Origin of the sequence: Citrobacter sp. wls826 (genome assembly GCF_005281245.1) — a bacterium.
Lineage (GTDB): Bacteria > Pseudomonadota > Gammaproteobacteria > Enterobacterales > Enterobacteriaceae > Citrobacter > Citrobacter braakii.
In genome coordinates, this window is sequence record NZ_SZWS01000053.1 from 143,943 (window position 1) to 165,178 (window position 21,236).

Sequence of the window (21,236 nt, forward strand, 5' to 3'; positions counted from 1 at the left end):
GACAGGCACAGCAGGATCCCGTACAACAGGATTAGCCAGGTTTTCAGCCCGCGTAGTTTTTCCAGTTGCGTTACTTTATAGATCAGGAAAAACGGAATAATACAGGACACAATCCCGTAAAGTGGGCTACCCAACTGGAAGAACACCAGTACCGATACACGAAATGACACCCAGATCACCAGGGTGATAACAATAAAGGTGCAAATACCCAGCGTAAGCACCAGGGGATTAATTTTTTCCACATCAATAATACGGCTCAGAACATTAAGAATAATACCCTTAATCGCCTCGTGGAACCCCAGATAAATACCAAAGAATGCGGTTAATACGGCGAAGATATTTAGCACGGTTGAGGTGATATGAATAATTTGCCCAGGAATGACTTGCGCTGCCAGCGCCAGTGCGGAAATATTTTGTTCGAAGGCCGAAACGGCCTCTTCATGACTAATAGAAAAGGTAAAAGAGAATGAGAAAAACAGAATGACCGCAATCAGCGTAATGTAACTGATGCGATGTGTGCGTATTGCCATGCGGGTGGCCAGAACCCGGTCCGCTACCCGCTTGCGGTAGGCGATGTTCATTGGGTTCAACACCTGAATAAACACCGCCGAGAAGAAGCAGAACGGGATGGTCAGCAGCACGTCGCGAAAGAAGACCGATGCTTCAGGGAATGCGCTGATATTAGAGAAGTTCCAGTGCGGAACCATCGCAAAACCAAACACGATGATGATCCCCACTTTGACTACCACCATCGGGCCGGAGATTTTAAACAGCAGCTTTTCTCCCCCAGAAGCAATGGCCACCAGCACGGCAAAAATGGCCACTTTATAGATTATCGATTGTGAAAGATCGGCATCGGTTAAGCCGAAGGTTTTGATATATGAGGCACTGTCAAAAACCACGGATAAGGAATAGATAAATATGCCGTGAATAATCATCAAAAAATAGATGACGCCAAGAAATACACCCCAGTTTTTTCCCAGGTAATGACTGATAATATCGGTATAGTCATTACAAGTTTCACTTTCTGATAATGTTTTTAAATAAATATCCTGCACAATATAGGTTGCTGGATAGGCAATAATAAAGGCGACGATAAATACCCAAATGCCTGTTAAGCCTATTTGTACCGGCATCAGTACCGTTCCAGCACCAATTGCCATACCGATACACAGTAATACCCAGCCAAAGTCGTATTTCGTAAACGGTATTTTCTTTGAGAATGGTACGGTGGTTGCTGTATTGTTGCTTAGTTGTAATGTGTCGTCCTGCATAGAACCCCCTGCCCAAAATACGCGCTCTCCCCGAAACAGGATTGCGCGTATTACCAGACTGTTGTGCCTTGATTCTCAACAACCTGAACCGATCGGCGTCGGTTCAGGTCATAATGGTCAGAATGTTGCCTTTCTGATGGCGTGTTCAAGGTCGTTAATAATATCTTCTGGATCTTCAAGACCCACAGAAAGACGGATAAGCCCGTCGGTAATACCTGCTTTAAGCCGTTCCTCTGGCGCAACGGGCGAATGTGTCATAGACGCTGGGTGCTGAATGAGGGTTTCGGTATCACCGAGACTGACCGCGAGGAGGCACAATTCTACAGAATTGATCATCCGTCTGCCAGCCTCGAGGCCGCCAGCGATTTCGAAGCTGATAATTCCTCCTGGCAGGCTCATCTGTCGCTGGCCCAGCTCATACTGCGGGTGTGAAGACAAGCCAGGATAATAAACGCGGGTAATGGATGGATGCCCCTCGAGGAAGCGGGCGATTTTCAATGCGTTTTCACAGTGGCGTTCCATACGTATACCCAGTGTTTTAACGCCGCGTAGCGTCAACCACGCGTTGAAAGGACTCATGCAGCCGCCGGTGATATCTTTCAGACCAACAAACCGCGCCTGGTCAATAAACTCCTGCTTACCAACAATGATCCCGCCAATCACGTCTCCGTGACCGTTGATATATTTAGTGACGCTGTGCACCACAATATCCGCGCCTAGCTGTAAAGGCTGCTGGCAGTACGGTGACATAAAGGTGTTATCCACCACCAGCAATGCGCCTTGTTGATGGGCGATACCGGCTACCGTTTCAATGTCGACCAGCGACAGCGTCGGGTTAGCGGGTGTTTCGATATACACTACTTTGGTTTCCGGGCGCATGGCGGCGCGGATTTCTTCAGGCTTTGCCGCATCGACGAAGCTGACGTTAATCCCAAACTTCGGCATGCTGTACGACAAAAACGCGTGGGTGCAGCCGTAAATCGCGCTGGCGGAAACGATATGGTCGCCCTGCTGGCACAACGTCAGCAGCGTGGTGGTGATGGCAGAAATACCGGATGCGGTTGCCAGCCCGGCTTCACCTCTTTCCAGTACCGCCAGCTTTTTCTCCAGCGCATCGGTGGTGGGGTTACCCAAACGGGTGTAAATGTACCCGGACTCCTCGAGCGCAAAGCGGGCGGCACCTTGTTCGGCGCTGTCAAAAACAAACGTTGAAGTCTGGAAAATAGGCGTACTGAGCGCGCCAGTAGAAGGGTCGGGTTGTTGCCCCGCGTGAACGATCTGGGTGTTGAATCCGTAAGTACGACAGTCAGACATGATATCTCCTTTGATTCGGAACAGAACAGCTCACAGTCAAATAGCAATCGCTGTGCCAGAAAATGAAGGTATAGATATCAATGAGATATGTCTTTTTCTGTATTGAAGAGTGGCAGGAATGTTGCCAACTGGCAAGAATCTTTCCAGCGCAATGGTGAGAAAACAGGTGAAGTGCGAGGCGCTACGCAGAGCCGTATATTGCGCAGTGATATGGCAAGTAGGCTACCGTAGAATCAGCGGCAAGCCGGGAATTCCCGGTGAGGCGCAATGTTGCGGGGGCTTGATCCCCGGCGGCATCGGTTGCTGGAAAGAGAAAACCCCCGCACGTTGTTCGGTATAAACCTGGCAACAAAACGGGGGCTAACTTGAACCTGAACAACTCAAGAATAGCCGTGAACAGTTGCCATTGCAACACAGGCGGCTATATGACGCTCGCACAGTTAGGCGTGGCCTTCTGGCACGATTTAGCGGCTCCGATCATCGCTGGCATTATTGCCAGCCTGATTGTGAGCTGGCTGCGTAACAGGAAGTAATGCACCTTGCGGGCGTCTGTCTGCCGTGATGGCAACATGCGCCCGAACCAGGCCGCAGGGGGTAACCTTGCGGCCTTTTTCGGCTTAAATGCAGATAAATCTCGTCGCCAGGTGCCTATCCTGTCGGGATAATGCATGCTGGGAAGTTTTCAGATACCGCCTCTCTTAATACCGCTACGATCGGGTATACTCTGACGGCAGTTTCGTCTATCCGTGGAGAGTCAGTTTGCGTGTCAGTCGCTCGTTAACAATTAAGCAGATGGCAATGGTTGCGGCCGTTGTCATGGTGTTTGTGTTTATTTTTTGCACCGTTTTGTTGTTCCATCTGGTCCAGCAGAATCGCTACAACACGGCTACGCAACTGGAAAGTATCGCTCGCTCCGTCCGTGAGCCTCTGTCGGGCACGATCCTGAAAGGGGATATTCCCGAAGCAGAAGCTATTTTAAGAAGTATTCGACCAGCAGGCGTGGTCAGCCGCGCCGATGTGGTGCTTCCCAATCAGTTTCAGGCGCTGCGGATGAGCTTTATTCCTGAACGCCCGGTTCCGGTTACGGTGACTCGCCTGTTTGAACTTCCGGTACAAATTTCGCTGCCGGTCTATTCTCTTGAGCGTTCAGCGAATCCGCAACCGCTGGCGTATCTGGTGCTACAGGCGGATTCGTACCGTATGTACAAGTTCGTGATGAGTACGCTCTCAACGTTAGTGACCATTTACTTACTTCTCTCGTTAATACTCACGGTAGCCATCTCATGGTGTATTAACAGATTGATTTTGCATCCATTACGTAAAATAGCGCGTGAGCTGAACGACATTCCCCAGCAGGATCTGATTGGCTATCAGCTGGCATTGCCGCGTCTGCATCAGGACGACGAGATTGGCCTGCTGGTGCGTAGCTACAACCTCAATCAGCAACTGATTCAGCGCCGCAGTGAAGAGCAAAGCGACCATTCAATGCGGTTCCCGGTTTCTGAGCTGCCCAACAAGTCGTTTCTGATGGCGCTGCTGGAGCAGGTTGTGAACCGCCAGCAGACAACGGCGTTGATGATTGTCACCTGCGAAACCCTGCGTGATACCGCGGGTGTGTTATCCGAGACCCAGCGGGAAATCCTGCTGCTTACGCTGGTTGAAAAGCTGAAGTCAGTATTGGCCCCCAGAATGGTGCTTACCCAGGTGAGCGGCTATGACTTTGCCATCATCGCACATGGTGTGAAAGAACCCTGGCACGCTATTACGCTAGGTCAGCAAGTGCTCACTATCGTTAACGAGCGATTACCGATTCAGGGCATTCAACTCCGTCCAACCTGTAACATTGGGGTGGCGATGTTTAATGGCGATTTGACCGCAGAACAGCTTTACCACCGCGCACTCTCAGCCGTGTTAACGTCGCGTCACAAGGGTAAAAACCGGATTCAGTTCTTTGACCCGTTGCAGATGGAAGAGGCGCAACAGCGTTTGACGGAAGAGAACGATATTCTTACCGCGCTGGATAACCATCAGTTTGCGCTCTGGATGCAGCCGCAGGTGGAGATGTCCAGCGGTAAGGTATTGAGCGCAGAAGCATTATTGCGAATGCAGCAGCCAGACGGAAGCTGGGAGCTGCCAGAAGGGTTAATCGACAGGATTGAGTCCTGTGGCCTGATGGTGACGGTCGGTTACTGGGTGCTGGAGGAGACATGCCGCCAGCTGTCAGCCTGGCAGGAACGCGGCCTGATGCTGCCGCTCTCGGTGAACCTGTCTGCGCTACAGCTGATGCATCCGAGTATGGTGTCGGATCTGCTGGAATTGCTAAACCGCTATCGCATCAAGCCTGGGACGTTGATTCTGGAAGTGACCGAAAGCCGGCACATTGATGATCCTAATGCCGCTGTGGCTATTTTACGCCCGCTGCGCAACGCGGGCGTGCGTATCGCGCTGGACGATTTTGGTATGGGGTATGCGGGTCTGCGACAACTGCAGCACATGAAGTCGCTCCCGGTGGATGTACTCAAAATCGATAAGATGTTTGTCGATGGCGTCCCTGAAGATTGCAGCATGATCTCCGCCATCATTCAGTTGGCACATAGCCTCAATTTGCAGATGATCGCTGAGGGCGTCGAAACCGAAGCGCAACGCGAATGGTTATCACAAGCGGGGGTAGAAGTGGCACAAGGGTTCCTGTTTGCCCGGCCGGTTCCGGCGAATATCTTCGAAGAACGTTATCTGACGCCGAAAAACGCTGATTACAAAAGTTAAAAAAGGTCTCGCTTGTGCGAGCCAGCTCAAAATTTTTAACATTTCTGTATCAATTATGATCCAGGCGCATTTCTGTCATGTTGTGTGGGTGTTACTTTAAGGCCGCAGGTTAAACAAAACCTTACAAGACCTGTGGTTTTTACTTTAAGGACACCCTATGAAAACCTCTATATTCAAAAGCCTTTACTTTCAGGTCCTGACAGCAATTGCCATAGGTATCCTCCTTGGCCATTACTACCCTGAATTAGGCGCCCAAATGAAGCCACTTGGTGATGCTTTCGTGAAGCTCATCAAAATGGTCATCGCACCTGTCATCTTCTGTACTGTCGTCACCGGCATTGCAGGCATGGAAAGTATGAAAGCCGTAGGCCGCACCGGTGCGGTTGCACTGCTTTATTTTGAAATTGTCAGTACGATTGCGCTGATCATCGGCCTTATCATCGTCAACGTGGTGCAACCCGGTGCCGGTATGAACGTCGATCCGGCGACGCTGGATGCCAAAGCGGTTGCGATTTACGCCGAACAGGCAAAAGACCAGGGGATCGTAGGCTTCCTGATGGATATTATCCCGGGTAGCGTCATTGGCGCGTTCGCCAGTGGCAACATCCTGCAGGTATTGCTGTTTGCGGTTATGTTTGGTTTTGCGCTGCATCGTTTAGGTAGCAAAGGCCAGATGATTTTCAACGTGATTGAAAGCTTCTCGCAGGTTATTTTTGGCATCATCAACATGATCATGCGCCTGGCGCCGATCGGTGCTTTCGGTGCCATGGCCTTTACCATCGGTAAATATGGCGTCGGGACGCTGGTGCAGTTGGGTCAGTTGATCATCTGTTTCTACATCACCTGTATTCTGTTTGTGGTTGTGGTGTTGGGCTCGATTGCGCGCGCAACCGGCTTCAGCATTTTCAAATTCATCCGCTATATCCGTGAAGAACTGCTGATCGTTCTGGGCACCTCTTCTTCTGAGTCCGCGCTGCCGCGTATGCTCGATAAGATGGAAAAACTGGGCTGTCGCAAGTCGGTTGTCGGGTTGGTTATACCCACGGGCTACTCGTTTAACCTCGATGGGACATCAATCTATCTGACGATGGCAGCGGTGTTTATCGCTCAGGCCACCAACAGCCATATGGATATCTTCCATCAGATAACCCTGCTGGTGGTGCTCCTGCTCTCTTCAAAAGGTGCTGCGGGTGTGACCGGGAGTGGCTTCATTGTTCTGGCCGCGACTATCTCCGCTGTGGGCCATTTGCCGGTTGCTGGTCTGGCGCTGATTCTCGGTATTGACCGCTTTATGTCTGAAGCCCGTGCGCTGACTAACCTGGTCGGTAACGGTGTGGCAACTGTTGTAGTAGCGAAATGGGTGAAAGAACTGGACCATAAAAAGCTGGATGATGTGCTGAATAATCGTGCGCCGGATGGCAAAACGCACGAAATATCCTCTTAATCTCTCCACTTATGCCCGTAGTCCCTTCCAGGACTGCGGGCGTTTGCGCATAATTAACCCCTGTGTCTGAAACCGCCGATTCGGCGGCGTCGGGATTTTTTCACTTCCTCCGTGACATTTTTATGTTCTTGCGGTCTAACACGAAGTGTTTTTAACGTCATATTCAGAGAGTCCTCTCGCGGGCTGTCTTTTTATTTCCAGGATAGTTGATCAGGGGTTCACATGCAGGGCACAAAAATTCGACTTTTAGCGGGCGGCTTGCTGATGATGGCCACTGCCGGCTATGTGCAGGCAGATGCGCTCCAGCCTGACCCGGCGTGGCAACAGGGCACGCTGGCAAATGGGTTACAGTGGCAAGTTTTAGCCACTCCCCAGCGCCCCAGCGACCGTATTGAGGTTCGCCTGCTGGTCAATACCGGTTCACTCACCGAAAGTACACAACAGAGTGGTTTCAGCCATGCGATCCCGCGTATCGCGCTGACGCAAAGCGGTGGCCTCGATGCTACGCAAGCCCGTTCTCTGTGGCAGCAGGGGTTCGATCCCAGTCGTCCCATGCCGCCCGTTATCGTTTCCTATGATTCCACGCTGTATAACCTCAGTCTGCCTAACAGCCGCAACGATCTGCTGAAAGAGTCACTTTCTTATCTGGCGAATATTTCCGGTAATCTGAGCATCACCCCTGAATCGGTCAATCATGCGCTGAGTAGCGAAGATATGGTTGCAACCTGGCCGTCAGATACTAAAGAGGGATGGTGGCGCTATCGTCTGAAGGGATCGACGCTACTGGGTCACGATCCTGCCGATCCGCTGAAAACGCCTGTTGATGCGACGAAAATCCAGTCCTTCTACCAGAAATGGTATACCCCGGATGCGATGACGCTGATTATCGTCGGTAACGTAGATGCGCGCAGCGTGGCTGATCAAATCAATAAAACCTTCGGCGAATTAAAAGGTAAACGCGAAACGCCTGCGCCGGTACCCACGCTCTCTCCGCTGCGTGCAGAGGCCGTAAGCATAATGACCGATGCGGTACGTCAGGATCGCCTGTCTATTATGTGGGATACGCCGTGGCAGCCGATCCGTGAATCTGCCGCGCTGTTACGTTACTGGCGCGCTGATTTAGCCCGTGAAGCGTTGTTCTGGCACATTCAGCAGGAGCTCACCAAAAACAATGCCAAAGACATTGGCCTTGGCTTTGACTGTCGGGTGTTGTTCCTGCGCGCGCAATGTGCCATTAACGTTGAATCACCGAACGGTAAGCTGAACGCGAACCTCAGCACGGTTGCGCGTGAGCTGGCCAAAGTGCGCGATAAGGGGCTGCCGGAAGAAGAGTTTAATGCGCTGGTGGCGCAAAAGAATCTGGAACTGCAGAAGCTGTTTGCCACCTATGGTCGCACCGATACCGATATTTTGATCAGCCAGCGTTTGCGCTCGCTGCAAAACCAGGTCGTAGATATTGCGCCTGAACAGTATCAGCGTTTACGTCAGAGCTTCCTGAACAACCTGAGTGTTGAGATGCTGAATCAGGACCTGCGTCAGCAACTGTCGCAAGATATGGCGTTAATTCTGTTGCAGCCGAAGGGTGAACCTGAATTCAATATGAAGGATCTGCAGGCGACGTGGGATAGCATTATGGCGCCGGTTACCGCCGCGGCAACGTCGGTAGAAACGGATGAATCACATCCTGAAGTGACGGACATCCCGACGGTGCAATAAGGGAATCGTGACCTGCAGGCCGGACGCGACGTTAACGTCTAATCCGGCTTGCTAGAACGTCAGATTATTGCGGCATGGCGTCGCGAGGAATAATCGCCCCGCGATGCTGAATAACGGTGCTTGCCGTCAGGTGGCCGCGTTTTGCGGCATCAGCGGCATCGCCACCGGTCAGACGTACCGCCAGATACCCGGCGCTGAAGGAGTCTCCCGCAGCGGTCGTATCGATAACCTTCTCTTTCGGCAGTTTTACGGCCGGAACGTCGATGAGTTCTTCGCCTGCGATGGAAACCAGGCAAGAATCTGCACCGCGTTTCACAACCACTTCCTGTACGCCAGCCGCGTGAGTACGGGCAATCACCTCGGCAACCGGTTTTTCACCCCACAGCGCGTCTTCATCATCCAGCGTCAGGAACGCGATATCGGTGCATTCCAGCATCTGCTGATACACCTGCTGGGTCTCTTCTTTACTGCTCCACAGACGTGGGCGGTAGTTATTGTCAAAAATGACCTTTCCACCATTGGCACGGCATTCTTGCAGCAGCGACAGCAGCTTGTCACGACTTGCCGGGCTTAAAATAGCCAGGCTGATTCCGCTCAGATACAGATAGTCAAATGTCGCCAGTTCTTCGCAAATAGCGGCGGACTGTTCGCTCTCAAGCCAGAATTTTGCGGCGGCTTCATTACGCCAGTAATAGAAGGTGCGCTCGCCGGTGCTATCGGTTTCAATGTAATAGAGGCCCGGCAGGCGGTTTTCCATGCGTTGGGTTAATGAGGTATCCACATTTTCGCTCTGCCAGGATTCCAGCATTTGTTGGCTAAAACTGTCGGTACCCAGTGCAGTCACATAGTGTACGGAAAGTGCCGCAGCATCGACCTGACGGGCGATATAAACGGATGTATTCAACGTGTCGCCACCGAATCCGCGCTGAACGTCAGCGCCTTTCTGTGACAGCTCAATCATGCATTCGCCAATCACGGCAATCTTTCTGGACATAGTCGTAACCTGCTCTGAAAAAAATTAGCGTTAGTGTGCGCTGTGGGTGTTAAGTGGTCAACTATATTAAAACATCGTTCCATTATTTTTTTGAGCCAGCACGTGTTCTGCGTCGTTTTTTGCCGCTTAGTTTCTATTTTGCGTAGGGCTGAACGTAAAGTTCTTCGCCTGAGCGCCGATAACCTTTGACGAGTCCGGTCAGTCACACTCTTATTTACAGGACATCTCAGATGATAAAGCAGGTTACCCAGCAGCTAATTACGCTCGATGCGAGTATTGAAAACTTGCAGGAGAGACGCTATTGGCTGCAGTGCGAGCGTGCTTACACCTACCAGCCGATTTATCAGACCAACGGACGGCTGATGGCCGTTGAGCTGCTGACCGTCGTGAGCCATCCTGAAAACCCCTCCCAACGTATCGCGCCGGACCGCTATTTCGCCGAAGTGGCCGTACGACATCGTGTAGATGTGGTGAAAGAGCAGCTCGTACAGCTTGAACAAAAAGGGGCGTTTTTCAAAGCCCACGATCTGCTGGCATCCGTGAATGTCGACGGGCCAACGCTGATTGCAATGCGCCAGGATCCCGAAATCCTGAAAATCATCGAATGTCTGCCGTGGCTGCGCTTTGAACTGGTGGAGCATATCCGCTTGCCGAAAGGTTCGTCGTTCGCCTCAATGTGCGAGTTTGGCCCGCTCTGGCTGGATGATTTTGGTACCGGAATGGCAAACTTCTCGGCTCTGAGCGAAGTGAGTTACGACTATATCAAAGTGGCGCGGGATCTGTTTGTCATGCTGCGCCAGACGCCGGAGGGCCGCAATCTCTTTACGCTGCTGTTACAGCTGATGAACCGCTATTGCCGCGGTGTGATTGTCGAAGGCGTTGAAACGCTGGAAGAGTGGCGTGATGTGCAAAACTCACCGGCTTTCGCTGCGCAAGGCTATTTTCTCTCTCGTCCAGTGCCTCTGGATACCCTTGAAGACGTAATTCTGTCGCTTTGATAAGGATGTAGAGCGCCTCCTTTCCTCTGCTGGACTATCTTTAGGACAGGCAAGGAAGAAAGTAAGGAGGTTAAACATGACGAGAACAGGCAAAATAACCACTTCAGTAATAGGGGTTTTCTTGTTGTTGATCGTCGTACTCATCATCGTGATTGCGACATTTGACTGGAACCGGCTCAAACCGACCATCAACCAGAAAGTCTCTACAGAACTCAACCGTCCCTTCGCCATACGGGGTGACCTGGGCGTGGTTTGGGAACGCCAAAAACAGGAAACCGGCTGGCGTAGCTGGGTTCCGTGGCCGCATGTTCATGCTGAGGATATCATCCTCGGCAACCCGCCGGACATTCCTGACGTCACCATGGTGCATCTCCCGCGCGTTGAAGCAACGCTCGCCCCACTGGCATTGCTGACAAAAACCGTCTGGCTCCCGTGGATCAAGCTGGTAAAACCCGATGCACGGCTTATCCGCCTGTCGGAGGAAAACAATAACTGGACCTTTAACCTGGCAGGGGATGAAAACCGCGATCCCAATGCGCCGCCATCAGCCTGGTCTTTCCGGCTGGATAACATTCTGTTCGACCAAGGGCGCATCGCCATTAACGATAAGGTGACGAAGTCAGAGATTGAAATCCTGGTCGATCCGCTGGGTAAGCCGTTGCCCTTTAGCGAAGTGACTGGCGCAAAAAGTAAAGAGAGCAACGCCTACATTGAGGACTACGTGTTTGGCCTGAAAGCGCAAGGCCGATATAACGGGGAACCGCTAAGCGGTAGCGGGAAAATAGGCGGAATGCTGGCGCTGCGGGGTGAAGGAACTCCTTTCCCGATTCAGGCTGATTTCCGTTCGGGTAATACGCGTGTGGCGTTTATGGGTACGATAAACGATCCGATGAATATGGGCGGGGCGGATCTGCGGCTTAAATTCTCGGGAGATTCGCTAGGGGATTTGTACGATTTGACCGGCGTGCTGCTCCCGGATACGCCGCCGTTTGAAACCGACGGACATCTGGTCGCGAAAATTGACCCGGAAAAATCCTCTGTTTTTGATTACCGCGATTTTAATGGCCGAATTGGCGACAGCGATATTCACGGAACGCTGGCCTATACCACCGGTAAGCCGCGCCCAATGCTGAAAGGGGATGTTGAGTCACGCCAACTGAGGCTGGCTGATTTGGGGCCGCTGATCGGTGTGGATTCAGGCAAAGGGGCGGAGCGGGCCAAACAATCTGAACAGCGCAAAGGAGAGAAGAGCGTCCAGCCCGCGGACAAGGTCTTGCCGTATGACCGTTTTGAAACCGACAAATGGAACGTGATGGACGCTGACGTACGTTTCAAAGGACGGCGTATTGAGCACGGCAGTAGCCTGCCGATCAGCGATCTCTCCACCCATATCATCCTGAAAAATGCCGACCTGCGCCTGCAGCCGCTGAAATTTGGCCTCGCGGGAGGCAGCATTGTCTCCAGCATCCATCTGGAAGGGGATAAAAAGCCGATGCGGGGGCAGGCGGACATCCAGGCTCGCCGCCTGAAGCTAAAAGCGCTGATGCCGGATGTGGAGCTGATGCAGAAAACGCTCGGTGAAATGAACGGTGACGCCAGGTTTAGCGGGAGCGGAAACTCGGTAGCGGCGCTGCTTGGTAACAGCAATGGCAACCTGAAGCTGCTGATGAACGACGGTTTGATCAGCCGGAATCTGATGGAAATTGTTGGCTTGAATCTGGGCAACTATCTTGTTGGACAGATATTTGGTGATGACGAGGTGCGGGTGAACTGCGCGGCGGCGAATCTGGATATTGTTAACGGCGTAGCCCGCCCGCAGATTTTTGCCTTCGACACGGAAAACGCGGTCATTAATGTCACTGGTACGGCGAGTTTTGCGTCGGAGCAACTGGATTTAACCATCGATCCGGAGAGCAAAGGCATTCGTATTATTACCCTGCGTTCGCCGCTGTATGTTCGCGGCACCTTTAAGAATCCGCAGGCCGGTGTGAAGGCCGGGCCGCTGATTGCGCGCGGTGCGGTTGCTGCCGCGCTGGCAACGTTAGTGACGCCCGCGGCGGCCTTGCTGGCGCTGATTTCACCTTCTGAAGGAGACGCTAATCAATGCCGGACCATTTTGTCGCAAATGAAGAAGTGATTTTTGCCGTTGTCGGATGGCGCTAACGCTTCGCTTCTGCGGCCTACATTTCATGCTCAACGTAGGCCGCAGACGGTGCTTACAACCAAAGAATCACAATGATTGATGGCGGGTTTCGTGGGTTAACAGCAGCGCAATCAGCGTTAACGCCGCCATTGATGCCAGATACGTACCGACCGCCGCCAGGCCGTAATTCGCCTGCAGCCATGCGGCAATGTAAGGGGCAACGGAAGCACCAAGAATCGACGAAACGTTGTACGAGAACGACGCCCCCGTGTAGCGCACTTCGGTCGGGAACAGCTCCGGCAGTAGCGCGCCCATCGGACCAAATGTCAAACCCATCAGGCTCAAACCAAGCAACAGGAAGGCGAACACCAGCACCGGATTGCCAGAGCCGAGCAGCGGTTTAAAGGCAAACAGCGCAAACAGAATAATAAGCGTGGTGATGATGAGCATGCTCTTGCGACGACCAAACGCATCGGCCAGCAGGCCCGCCACCGGCACCATGACGCCAAAGCCAATAACCGCCATCATCAGCATCCACAACACTTCATTACGCGGTAGGCCAAGCCCTACAGGCGCCGCGGCGGTGCTGAACGTCATGGAATAGACGGTCATGATATAGAACAGCGTATAGGTCGCCAGCATGATGAACGTGCCGAGGATCGTCACGCGGACATGTTTTGTCAGCAGGGTACCCAGCGGGATTTTCACCTGTTTTTTCGCCGCAGCCACTTTGGCAAAGACCGGGGATTCATGCAGCGAAACGCGAACGTACAGACCGATAATCACCAGCACCGCAGAGAAGATGAACGGTACGCGCCAGCCCCAGCTCATAAACTGCTCGTCGGTCAGCAGCCAGGAGAGCAGCAGGAAAGTGCCGTTGGCGAAGAAGAAGCCGATAGGTGCGCCCAACTGCGGGAATGATCCGTACAGCGCGCGTTTACGCGGCGGTGCGTTTTCCGTCGCCAGTAACGCCGCGCCGCCCCATTCACCGCCCAGTCCTAAACCCTGACCAAAACGCGCCAGCGCCAGCAGCAGCGGGGCGAAAATACCGATAGTTTCATAGCCCGGCAGCAGGCCAATGACAACCGTCGAGATCCCCATAGTGAGCAGTGAGGCAACCAGCGTGACTTTACGCCCTACGCGATCGCCAAAATGCCCGAACACAGCAGAACCGATAGGCCGTGCCACAAAGGCGATAGCAAAGGTGGCAAGGGACTGCAGCGTTGCCGCGGTCGGATCCCCCTGCGGGAAGAAGATATGGGGGAACACGATCACCGCGGCGGTGGCGTAGATATAGAAGTCGAAGAACTCAATGGCAGTGCCAATGAGTGAGGCGACGACGACTTTATTGCGCGAGTTGACCGGGGTGTGTTCCTGTTCGTTGTCGAGCGTTGTGGCTGTTGCTTGCATAATATTTTCTTATTTTTGGTCGAACGAAAGGCCATATTACGCACAGCAAAAGAGACATTTCAATCTGTAACAAACCTTGCGATTGGTCAAAAACAGAGCGAAAAGGGGATAATTTTTAGGCTGGAGATTTCACTTCCATGAAATGCTTCACATAATTTAAAACTTGGATGATAAAACTGGTTTTGGGTTAAACAAAAGTTACGGGCTGGATTTTAATTCTGATAATGCGCAGAATTTCGACGTAAGCATTGGGTTGGCCGGATAAGCGCAGCGTTATCCGGCAGTTAACAAAGATTAGCGGTGGGTTTTCCCCGGCATTCGCGGGTCGTCTTTGTATTCTGCTGTGGCAATCCAGGCCGCGCAAAACAGAGTCAGACGGGCGAAGAAGTAGAAGAACGCCATCAAGCCAAGTACGGAACCAAACGCCGCGCCTGACGGCGATTGCACCAGTGATGGCAGCGTGTACGTCATGATCATTTTGATGACTTCAAACCCCAGTGCCGCGATAAACGTGCCGCGAATGAGCGCTTTTTTGCGCGGTCGGTGACGCGGTAGCCGCCAGAAAATCCAGAAGAATAGCAAGTAGTTGGCGAAAATAGAGATGGTCAGGCCGATCAGCCGCCAGGCGGGCTTCAGCCATTCGATGCCGTCGAGATACAGCGCAGAGATAATCATCTGCTGGGCGGAACCGGCGATGGAGGTAATGGACAGCGTAACAATCAGCGCAATCAGTAAGCCAATCAATGAGACAAAATCACGCAGATATTTGACCCAAATTTTTTCCTGATCCTGTGGGGTCCGCTCCCAGACATCCCGCGACTGGGCACGAATAGCTTCGCGCAAGTTTCCCATCCAGTTAATTCCGGAATAGAGCGCGATGGCAAGACCCACCAGACCGACGGTGGTTCGTTGCTGAACGGCGGTATTGATGGTGTTTTTCAGCGTGGAGGCGAGTGTCGGATCGCTGACGTTGAGCAGGATTTTGCTGAAGATATCCTGCAACAGCGTAGGGTGCGAAGCGAGAATAAAACCCGCGGCGGCAAACGACACCATCAGGATAGGGATCATCGACAGAAACGAGAAGTAGGTAATGGCGGCGCCAAACTGATTTCCCATACGATCGTTAAATCTCTCCGCGGCGCGAATCAGATGGGCAATCATGGGCTGGCGTTGAATTTTATCGGCGAAGGTCAGGGCGGTTTTCAGCGCCTGGTTGGTCTTACCGTTGGTTTCTGTATTCTTACGCTCCAGGGTCTCAATTTTTGGGATTGGTGCGTGCTCAAGTTCCTGAATGGGGCGTTTAATCTCTTTTTCCTGCGTCATCAGGGCAGTAATCCTTGTTCTGTTCATTCTCAGGACAGTATAGCTTGTCAGTCCACATAGTCTTTCATCACGCCGGTCAGCCATTCCATAAACAGATGTACGCGGCGGGAGAGGTTACGGCGATGCGGATAGAGCAATGAAACCGGTAATGGTTCGGCGCGATATTGCGGCAATACTTCAATCAGCGTACCGGCGCGCAGGGCATCACGCACGCCCACGCGCGGTACCTGAATAATGCCCAGACCGGCAAGACATGCCGCATGATACGTTTCGGTACTGTTCACCGTCAGCATGCCGCCGGTTTTAACCCATTTAGCACCGTTGTCTGTCGCCACTTCAAAGCCTTGCGCACGTGTTCCCAAATTGACTGAGTAGTGCACCACCGCATGCGAGGCTAAATCCTCCAGGCTTTCCGGATAACCAAATCGGGCGAGGTATTGCGGGCTGGCGCAGTTAATCTGCGTGAGTTTTCCTAGCGGGCGCGCAATCAGCCCTGAATCTTTCAGCGTTCCCACGCGTACCACACAGTCGAAGCCTTCGCGGATCAAGTCTACCAGGCGGTCGCTGCTGCTAAGTTCGAGCTCAAGCCCCGGATACTGATGCAAGAAGGCCGGTAAGCGGGGCATCACCAGATTTCTCGCCACACCAACCGGCATATCGACGCGCAGCTTGCCGCTGATGCTGGCCGGGTCGTGATGGAATAGCCCATCCAGTTCATCGAGATTGCTCAACAAATCTTTCGCTCGTTCGTAATAGATCATGCCGTCTTGCGTGAGCTGAACGCGGCGGGTTGTGCGGTGCAACAACTGTGTGCCCAGGTGATTTTCCAGGGCCTGGATTTGACGCGATACGCTACCTTTAGGAAGTCCGAGGGTGTCTGCCGCGCGCGAAAAGCTCTCCAGTTCTGCGACGCGGATGAACAACTGCATTGCGTGAATTTTATCCATTCTCATGCCCTATTGTTGTTCTAAATGAAACAGTAATGCGCAGTTAGCGGTATTTATTGTTTTTCTACCACCTAATAAGCTTTGTCTCAATCTTCACAACACCTGAAATGAGGTTTCTTATGACGCAACGTATCGCATTGGTGACCGGCGGCGGCCGTGGACTCGGTAAAAACGCGGCGCTAAAGCTGGCGAGTAAAGGCATTGGTGTCATCCTGACGTGGAACAGCAATGAAAAAGAAGCGCAGCAGGTTGTGGATGAAATTCGCCAATCTGGCGGTAAAGCTGCAGCATTACCGTTGAACGTCGGAAATATTTCCACTTTCCCTCAGTTTGTCAAACAGGTGCAGGAAACCCTACAAACGCACTGGCAAAGCGACACCTTTGATTATTTATTGAACAATGCCGGAGTTGGCATTAACGCGCCTTATCCGGCGTTCACTGAAGCGCAATTTGACCAGCTTTTGGACATCCATTTTAAAGGACCTTTTTTCCTGACACAGAACTTGCTGGCGTTGATCAACAACGGCGGACGCATTCTTAATGTCTCGACCGGATTGTCGCGCTTTGCGCTACCGGGTTACAGCGCTTACGCTGCCATGAAAGGGGCGATGGAGGTGTTAACCCGTTACCAGGCGAAGGAGCTGGGAGAGCGCGGCATTACGGCGAATATTATTGCGCCTGGGGCAATCGAGACGGATTTTAGCGGCGGAAACGTACGGGATAATGCGCAATTGAATGCCTATATTGCATCGCAGACGGCGCTGGGGCGTGTTGGGTTACCGGACGATATTGGCGACGCCATTGCTGCGTTGCTCAGCGATGAGCTGGCCTGGATGACGGCACAGCGTATCGAAGTCTCTGGCGGGATGTTCCTGTAATTGACTGCCTCTTACTTAGCCTTTTGAGCAATCGAAAACTGGCGCGCCATCAGAGGTCAAAATATAGCTGATGGCGTTTGCCGGTATTATTTGGAATCTGATACCGCGATCGCGGTGCTGAAAGAGATCGGGGATAAACGTTCTGAAGAGTTCATTCTTCTTCGGGAGTGGATTTGTTGCATCAGAAACCATGATCACCTTCCCATTCTCATGTCCGTATGATCATTTAATGCGATATTTTGTTTTGTAACATATTTGTCTGTTATCGTGAGTTCCTTATTTTTAGCTAAGAATATAAACTTTGGATTATTAATATTAGCAATCCAGTTTTGAACATCAAATATTAAGGATTTTCTGAATATTTGATCCCGATTTTGATCCTTTGTGTGATTCTTTGGTTTCAGCTGTAACTATTTATAACGTCTGCTTCTTTCTTCTCCGTCTATCGGTAAAATGGCCTCCGCCAAATGGTGACTTCATATTTTGCCCCTCGGATAATACCCTTCCGCGTGTTAAGGCTAATATCTTATTCAGACGGAGATAAATAATGCAGTTAATAATGTTTGACAGGCAGTCAATATTTATTCATGGAATGAATGTAATTTTGCAAGAGCGTATTCCAGGAGTGAATGTTCAGGGTGTCAGTCAGGCAGATGATCTTTGGCGGACGCTGGAAGACAATCCTGATGCACTGGTAATGCTGGATGGAGATTTTGACGCTGAGTTCTGCCGTAGCTTGCTGCAACAGATAGCAGAGCGCTTTGCGAAGGTAAAAGTGCTGATAACCGCAACGGACTGCCGTAAAAAATGGCTACAGGAAGTCACGCAATTAAACGTGCAGGCCATTATTCCGCGCGATTCTGATGCGGAAACCTTCACGCTGGCACTCAATAGCGTCGCGATAGGTATGATGTTTATCCCCAGAGATTGCATCACAGCGACCGAATGTGGCGGGCAAAATATCAGATTGCTCAGCGCGCGTCAGCGGGAGATTCTGACGATGCTGGCCGCCGGAGAATCTAATAAACAAATTGGTCGATTATTAAATATCAGCACTGGAACGGTAAAAGCCCATCTTGAATCGCTGTATCAGCGCCTGGAGGTAAAAAACCGTACGCAGGCGGCAATGATGCTAAACGACACCCTATAATGGGAAAATATTTCACAGTCAGACTGTTTCTGGCTGTGAAATAGCCCCCGGCCAGAATTCAGCAGTGCAAAACCGGCTAATCCCCACGCTGAGCATCCATGCAATTAACGCTTCCTGTTGAAACCGATCTTGTATTTGCGGCATTTCCTTATGGATGAATGCCTCGCAGATATTTATATCCGCGAGCAGCAATGTTTCGGCCTGCATCAGCATAATTGGGGCATCAAAGGATTCATCTGCGGTGATTTCGTGCCCGTAGCCAATGACCCAGATCCCCTTTTTGTCCTGATACTTTTCCAGCGACAGGCCCTGCCATTGCTTAATAAATGCGATACAGGCGGGCGTGAAATGCGTCGAATGCAGCTGCATAATAATCTCTGTACAAAAAGACCTATTTTAAGAAACACACCCCGTTACGCCAGCCGCCATCCAGCCATTTTTTACAGCAAAACGCCTGATGGCGCGGGCGGCTGATATTCCTGTTTTAACAGGCCGAAAATCCAGTCATCATGCCAGGTTTGATGTAGCCAGTAGCTTTCTCGCAGCGTGCCTTCGAGAATGAACCCGACCTTTTCCAGTAGACGCCGTGAGGCATCGTTTCCTGCGGTGACGCAGGCCATCAGTCGGCGTAGTCCTCCGGCGGTAAACGCATAATCGCAAACGGCATGCAGGGATTCAGCGCCATAACCTTTGCCCTGCGCCTCGGGAGTGAGCAGAAAGCCGACCTCGGCACATTCATTTTTATCCTGAATATATCCGGTTACCCCAAGCGGTACGCCCGATGCCTTATCGCACAGGACCAGGCACAGCCAGTGTGGACTGCCGGGAGACCATTCAGGCAAGCGGGAGTCAAAGACTGTCCGTATCTCCTCTTCGGTACGCGAGTCAGCGACAAAGCGCATCACATCTGCGTTCTTCTGTAACGTTAAGAAAAACGCCCAGTCGTCATGTGTGAGCGGGCGGCAGATCAAACGCGAGGTTTTCAGTACAGGCACAGGCTTATCTCCAGAATAATTTTCAATGATTGTGCGGAAGTCACTGTAAAACATATTTATTTGCTATATGAATGTGTTTTAGTCTATGGCGGCACAGCGCTGCATTTAAAAAAGATAACTACACACCATTGTGAGGCCGCACTTTTTGGGTCCTTTTAGGGAAGATAATGACCAATAGCGCGTTACAGGCGACATGTACACCATTCGAACATTGTTTGGGGATAATCCGGCAGGCCTCGGTAGAAATTTTACTGATGCTTGGCGTGCGCGTCGCAGAGGGTAAAGATCCACGCTGGTTTCTCGAGCAGCTTGACCAGGCGCGATTGAATCTGGGAGGTTGGGGTGTTGTCGCCAGGCGGTTGCAGATGAATGACGCGCAATTGAGTCAGTTCACGTTGCGGCTACGCCATCTTCAGCAGAGCGTGCCGCAATATGAAAATGGCCAGGACGTCAGTGAAAACCAGCTGATTTCTGCGCTGCGCTTTGTCGCTTCTCTGGAACAGTTGCGCCAGCAACAGCCCCTCCTGAAGTATCCAACCGAGATTGAACGTGCAGAGCCGGATGCGCAGATGCGGGCGCAGCGTCAGCTTCGCGCAATAGAATTAACCCTCAAATCGCTGATTGCGCGGGTATGGCCGGATCAACATCCGCTCAACAGCTTCCTGAAACAGCACTTTGGCGGTGAACGTCTGCGTCGCTGGTTAAAGCTGGGGGAAAGTCGGGATGCGCTGGACGGCATGATGTTTAGCGAACTGGCGCTGATGGTTGTCGATAAGAAGTTATTCGTTCGGCATTTTAGCGAGATTTTTAACGATACCTCGGTGCTCATGTCGTTTGTTGAGCCACGTATCACGCTGAGGATGTTCCTGGATGACTGCCGCCTGGCCCGTAACTGCGTTATCGCGCAGCAGCCGCTAACCTCAGTACAACTGCTGTTGCTGGATTGCCAGTACCGACAGATTACTCACCCTGTGCAGCGGGCATTTGAAGAACGGCGTACGCGCATTAATCCTGCGTCGTATCTGGCGTCCGATGAGGCGACGGTTCGCCAGTTTTGGGAAAACGCAAAGCAAAAAGACGAGCAGGCAGGGGGCGATAAACAGGAAATCGCAGACAGTATCGATCCGCCGGAGAAGCGGGCCAGGCGCACGGCGGAAGAACGTGAACAGCTGATTTCCGGCATGTTGTGGGTAGCGGTCGGTGTGATGGTGCTGGTGATTTCGCTGGGCGCGTTCTGGTTATTCACTTCGCCAGCGCCACAAGCGTCTTCCGGGCTATCCGTTGAAATCGTGCAGGAGGAGCCACGGCGTGATGCCCCTGGTGCGCGGGAGTCGGTGACCCGAATGGGCATCACCTGGGATGCCTTTAACATGCGCGCGGCTATCGAGCGCAACGACACCCGTGTGACGTCACTTTTCCTACAGGGCGGGATGGACTGGAAGCTGGCGTGGACGGAGCAGGCATTCTCGGCAGGCAATACCGAGGTGTTGAGGCTGCTGCTGCGTTACCCTTCGCAGATGAGTGAGAGTAAGCCATGTCGGCAGTTTATGACCACGGTCAGCCATGCGATGGCGAATGGGGCGTCACTCACATCGCTGCATAAAAGCTATCTGCAAAGTTTTTGTTCGGTGCCGGCGGTTGTCGCGCGTCAGCAGTATGACCTTGAACAGGCCGAGCTACGCGTTCGCGCGCAGCCAAGCCCAGAGAACAAGAAATGGCAGAAAATTCACGCCGAACTGTACGATGCGATTAACTGACCGTCTGATAATTCAGACCGTCAGCTGCTAGGGTTCGCCATACAGACCGATGAGTCGGCGCACCACGCCATTGGTCCAGCCAAAGCCGTCCTGCAACGGATATTCTCCGCCGCCGCCTTCGCGCGGC

At 52.2% G+C, this 21,236-nt stretch carries 18 protein-coding genes; 9 read left to right on the forward strand and 9 right to left on the reverse strand.

Translation table 11 applies throughout. The features are described from left to right. Together FDW87_RS13140 and megL are read right to left on the reverse strand one after the other, a co-directional pair. Positions 1-1,274, reverse strand: a 1,274-nt coding sequence (locus tag FDW87_RS13140; protein ID WP_137379850.1) for an aromatic amino acid transport family protein, incomplete at its 3' end; no start/stop codon positions are given. 117 nt (positions 1,275-1,391) lie between these two features. Further along, positions 1,392-2,588 carry a methionine gamma-lyase gene (gene megL / locus FDW87_RS13145; protein WP_137379826.1) on the reverse strand — a complete coding sequence of 399 codons (1,197 nt, stop codon included), beginning with the start codon at positions 2,586-2,588 and terminating at the stop codon, positions 1,392-1,394. 425 nt (positions 2,589-3,013) lie between these two features. On the opposite strand from megL, the gene FDW87_RS13155 reads away from it, so the two are divergent. The 4 genes from FDW87_RS13155 (at position 3,014) to FDW87_RS13170 (ending at position 8,514) form a co-directional block, all read left to right on the forward strand. Continuing rightward, positions 3,014-3,121, forward strand: coding sequence for a type I toxin-antitoxin system toxin Ldr family protein (locus FDW87_RS13155; protein WP_016154898.1), 108 nt, complete (start codon positions 3,014-3,016; stop codon positions 3,119-3,121). A gap of 226 nt (positions 3,122-3,347) precedes the next feature. Further along, positions 3,348-5,354 (forward strand): biofilm formation regulator HmsP, encoded by a 2,007-nt coding sequence (gene hmsP / locus FDW87_RS13160; protein WP_032931922.1) that lies wholly within the window; start codon positions 3,348-3,350, stop codon positions 5,352-5,354. Between the two features lie 157 nt (positions 5,355-5,511). After that, the gene (gene dctA, locus FDW87_RS13165) at positions 5,512-6,798 is read left to right on the forward strand and encodes a C4-dicarboxylate transporter DctC (RefSeq protein WP_003023301.1); all 1,287 of its coding nucleotides are present in this window, start codon (positions 5,512-5,514) and stop codon (positions 6,796-6,798) included. Between the two features lie 222 nt (positions 6,799-7,020). Then, the gene (locus tag FDW87_RS13170) at positions 7,021-8,514 is read left to right on the forward strand and encodes a pitrilysin family protein (RefSeq protein ID WP_049042440.1); all 1,494 of its coding nucleotides are present in this window, start codon (positions 7,021-7,023) and stop codon (positions 8,512-8,514) included. A 64-nt stretch (positions 8,515-8,578) separates the two neighbouring features. On the opposite strand, the gene FDW87_RS13175 is transcribed toward FDW87_RS13170, so the two are convergent. Continuing rightward, positions 8,579-9,508 carry a sugar kinase gene (locus FDW87_RS13175; RefSeq protein ID WP_016157709.1) on the reverse strand — a complete coding sequence of 310 codons (930 nt, stop codon included), beginning with the start codon at positions 9,506-9,508 and terminating at the stop codon, positions 8,579-8,581. 230 nt (positions 9,509-9,738) lie between these two features. Between FDW87_RS13175 and pdeH the strand changes: the two genes are divergently transcribed. Then, positions 9,739-10,506 carry a cyclic-guanylate-specific phosphodiesterase gene (gene pdeH, locus FDW87_RS13180; protein ID WP_016157708.1) on the forward strand — a complete coding sequence of 256 codons (768 nt, stop codon included), beginning with the start codon at positions 9,739-9,741 and terminating at the stop codon, positions 10,504-10,506. A 76-nt stretch (positions 10,507-10,582) separates the two neighbouring features. Then, the gene (locus FDW87_RS13185; protein WP_137379827.1) at positions 10,583-12,643 is read left to right on the forward strand and encodes an AsmA family protein; all 2,061 of its coding nucleotides are present in this window, start codon (positions 10,583-10,585) and stop codon (positions 12,641-12,643) included. Between the two features lie 93 nt (positions 12,644-12,736). Here FDW87_RS13185 and FDW87_RS13190 read toward each other — a convergent pair whose 3' ends face one another. The 3 genes from FDW87_RS13190 to FDW87_RS13200 form a co-directional block, all read right to left on the reverse strand. Continuing rightward, positions 12,737-14,059 carry an MFS transporter gene (locus FDW87_RS13190; RefSeq protein ID WP_003023312.1) on the reverse strand — a complete coding sequence of 441 codons (1,323 nt, stop codon included), beginning with the start codon at positions 14,057-14,059 and terminating at the stop codon, positions 12,737-12,739. A 294-nt stretch (positions 14,060-14,353) separates the two neighbouring features. After that, a complete protein-coding gene (yhjD, locus tag FDW87_RS13195; protein ID WP_016154892.1) occupies positions 14,354-15,382 on the reverse strand; it encodes an inner membrane protein YhjD in 1,029 nt (342 codons plus the stop codon). Positions 15,383-15,429: 47 nt separating this feature from the next. Then, a complete protein-coding gene (locus FDW87_RS13200; RefSeq protein WP_016157706.1) occupies positions 15,430-16,329 on the reverse strand; it encodes a LysR family transcriptional regulator in 900 nt (299 codons plus the stop codon). Positions 16,330-16,448: 119 nt separating this feature from the next. Between FDW87_RS13200 and FDW87_RS13205 the strand changes: the two genes are divergently transcribed. Next, on the forward strand, positions 16,449-17,207 hold the full coding sequence (locus FDW87_RS13205; protein WP_016157705.1) for an SDR family NAD(P)-dependent oxidoreductase: 759 nt from the start codon (positions 16,449-16,451) through the stop codon (positions 17,205-17,207). A gap of 547 nt (positions 17,208-17,754) precedes the next feature. Then, on the forward strand, positions 17,755-18,357 hold the full coding sequence (locus FDW87_RS13210; RefSeq protein WP_103283343.1) for a response regulator transcription factor: 603 nt from the start codon (positions 17,755-17,757) through the stop codon (positions 18,355-18,357). Between the two features lie 18 nt (positions 18,358-18,375). On the opposite strand, the gene FDW87_RS13215 is transcribed toward FDW87_RS13210, so the two are convergent. Continuing rightward, on the reverse strand, positions 18,376-18,726 hold the full coding sequence (locus tag FDW87_RS13215; RefSeq protein WP_103283344.1) for a glycoside hydrolase family protein: 351 nt from the start codon (positions 18,724-18,726) through the stop codon (positions 18,376-18,378). A 71-nt stretch (positions 18,727-18,797) separates the two neighbouring features. Then, entirely contained in the window at positions 18,798-19,352 is a 555-nt protein-coding gene (locus tag FDW87_RS13220) for a GNAT family N-acetyltransferase (RefSeq protein ID WP_103283345.1), read from the reverse strand. Positions 19,353-19,519: 167 nt separating this feature from the next. On the opposite strand from FDW87_RS13220, the gene FDW87_RS13225 reads away from it, so the two are divergent. Next, positions 19,520-21,109 carry an STY4199 family HEPN domain-containing protein gene (locus FDW87_RS13225; protein ID WP_016154886.1) on the forward strand — a complete coding sequence of 530 codons (1,590 nt, stop codon included), beginning with the start codon at positions 19,520-19,522 and terminating at the stop codon, positions 21,107-21,109. A 27-nt stretch (positions 21,110-21,136) separates the two neighbouring features. Here the strand turns inward: FDW87_RS13225 and FDW87_RS22555 are convergent. Beyond that, positions 21,137-21,236: trehalase family glycosidase (locus tag FDW87_RS22555; RefSeq protein ID WP_137380505.1), on the reverse strand; the 100-nt coding region annotated here is incomplete at its 5' end.

Excerpts from the sequence above, each read along its gene's own strand:
- megL (WP_137379826.1), bottom strand. The coding sequence starts at position 2,588 with ATGTCTGACTGTCGTACTTACGGATTCAACACCCAGATCGTTCACGCG.
- FDW87_RS13155 (WP_016154898.1), top strand. The coding sequence starts at position 3,014 with ATGACGCTCGCACAGTTAGGCGTGGCCTTCTGGCACGATTTAGCGGCT.
- dctA (WP_003023301.1), top strand. The coding sequence starts at position 5,512 with ATGAAAACCTCTATATTCAAAAGCCTTTACTTTCAGGTCCTGACAGCA.
- FDW87_RS13170 (WP_049042440.1), top strand. The coding sequence starts at position 7,021 with ATGCAGGGCACAAAAATTCGACTTTTAGCGGGCGGCTTGCTGATGATG.
- FDW87_RS13175 (WP_016157709.1), bottom strand. The coding sequence starts at position 9,508 with ATGTCCAGAAAGATTGCCGTGATTGGCGAATGCATGATTGAGCTGTCA.
- pdeH (WP_016157708.1), top strand. The coding sequence starts at position 9,739 with ATGATAAAGCAGGTTACCCAGCAGCTAATTACGCTCGATGCGAGTATT.
- FDW87_RS13185 (WP_137379827.1), top strand. The coding sequence starts at position 10,583 with ATGACGAGAACAGGCAAAATAACCACTTCAGTAATAGGGGTTTTCTTG.
- FDW87_RS13190 (WP_003023312.1), bottom strand. The coding sequence starts at position 14,059 with ATGCAAGCAACAGCCACAACGCTCGACAACGAACAGGAACACACCCCG.
- yhjD (WP_016154892.1), bottom strand. The coding sequence starts at position 15,382 with ATGACGCAGGAAAAAGAGATTAAACGCCCCATTCAGGAACTTGAGCAC.
- FDW87_RS13200 (WP_016157706.1), bottom strand. The coding sequence starts at position 16,329 with ATGGATAAAATTCACGCAATGCAGTTGTTCATCCGCGTCGCAGAACTG.
- FDW87_RS13205 (WP_016157705.1), top strand. The coding sequence starts at position 16,449 with ATGACGCAACGTATCGCATTGGTGACCGGCGGCGGCCGTGGACTCGGT.
- FDW87_RS13210 (WP_103283343.1), top strand. The coding sequence starts at position 17,755 with ATGCAGTTAATAATGTTTGACAGGCAGTCAATATTTATTCATGGAATG.
- FDW87_RS13215 (WP_103283344.1), bottom strand. The coding sequence starts at position 18,726 with ATGCAGCTGCATTCGACGCATTTCACGCCCGCCTGTATCGCATTTATT.
- FDW87_RS13225 (WP_016154886.1), top strand. The coding sequence starts at position 19,520 with ATGACCAATAGCGCGTTACAGGCGACATGTACACCATTCGAACATTGT.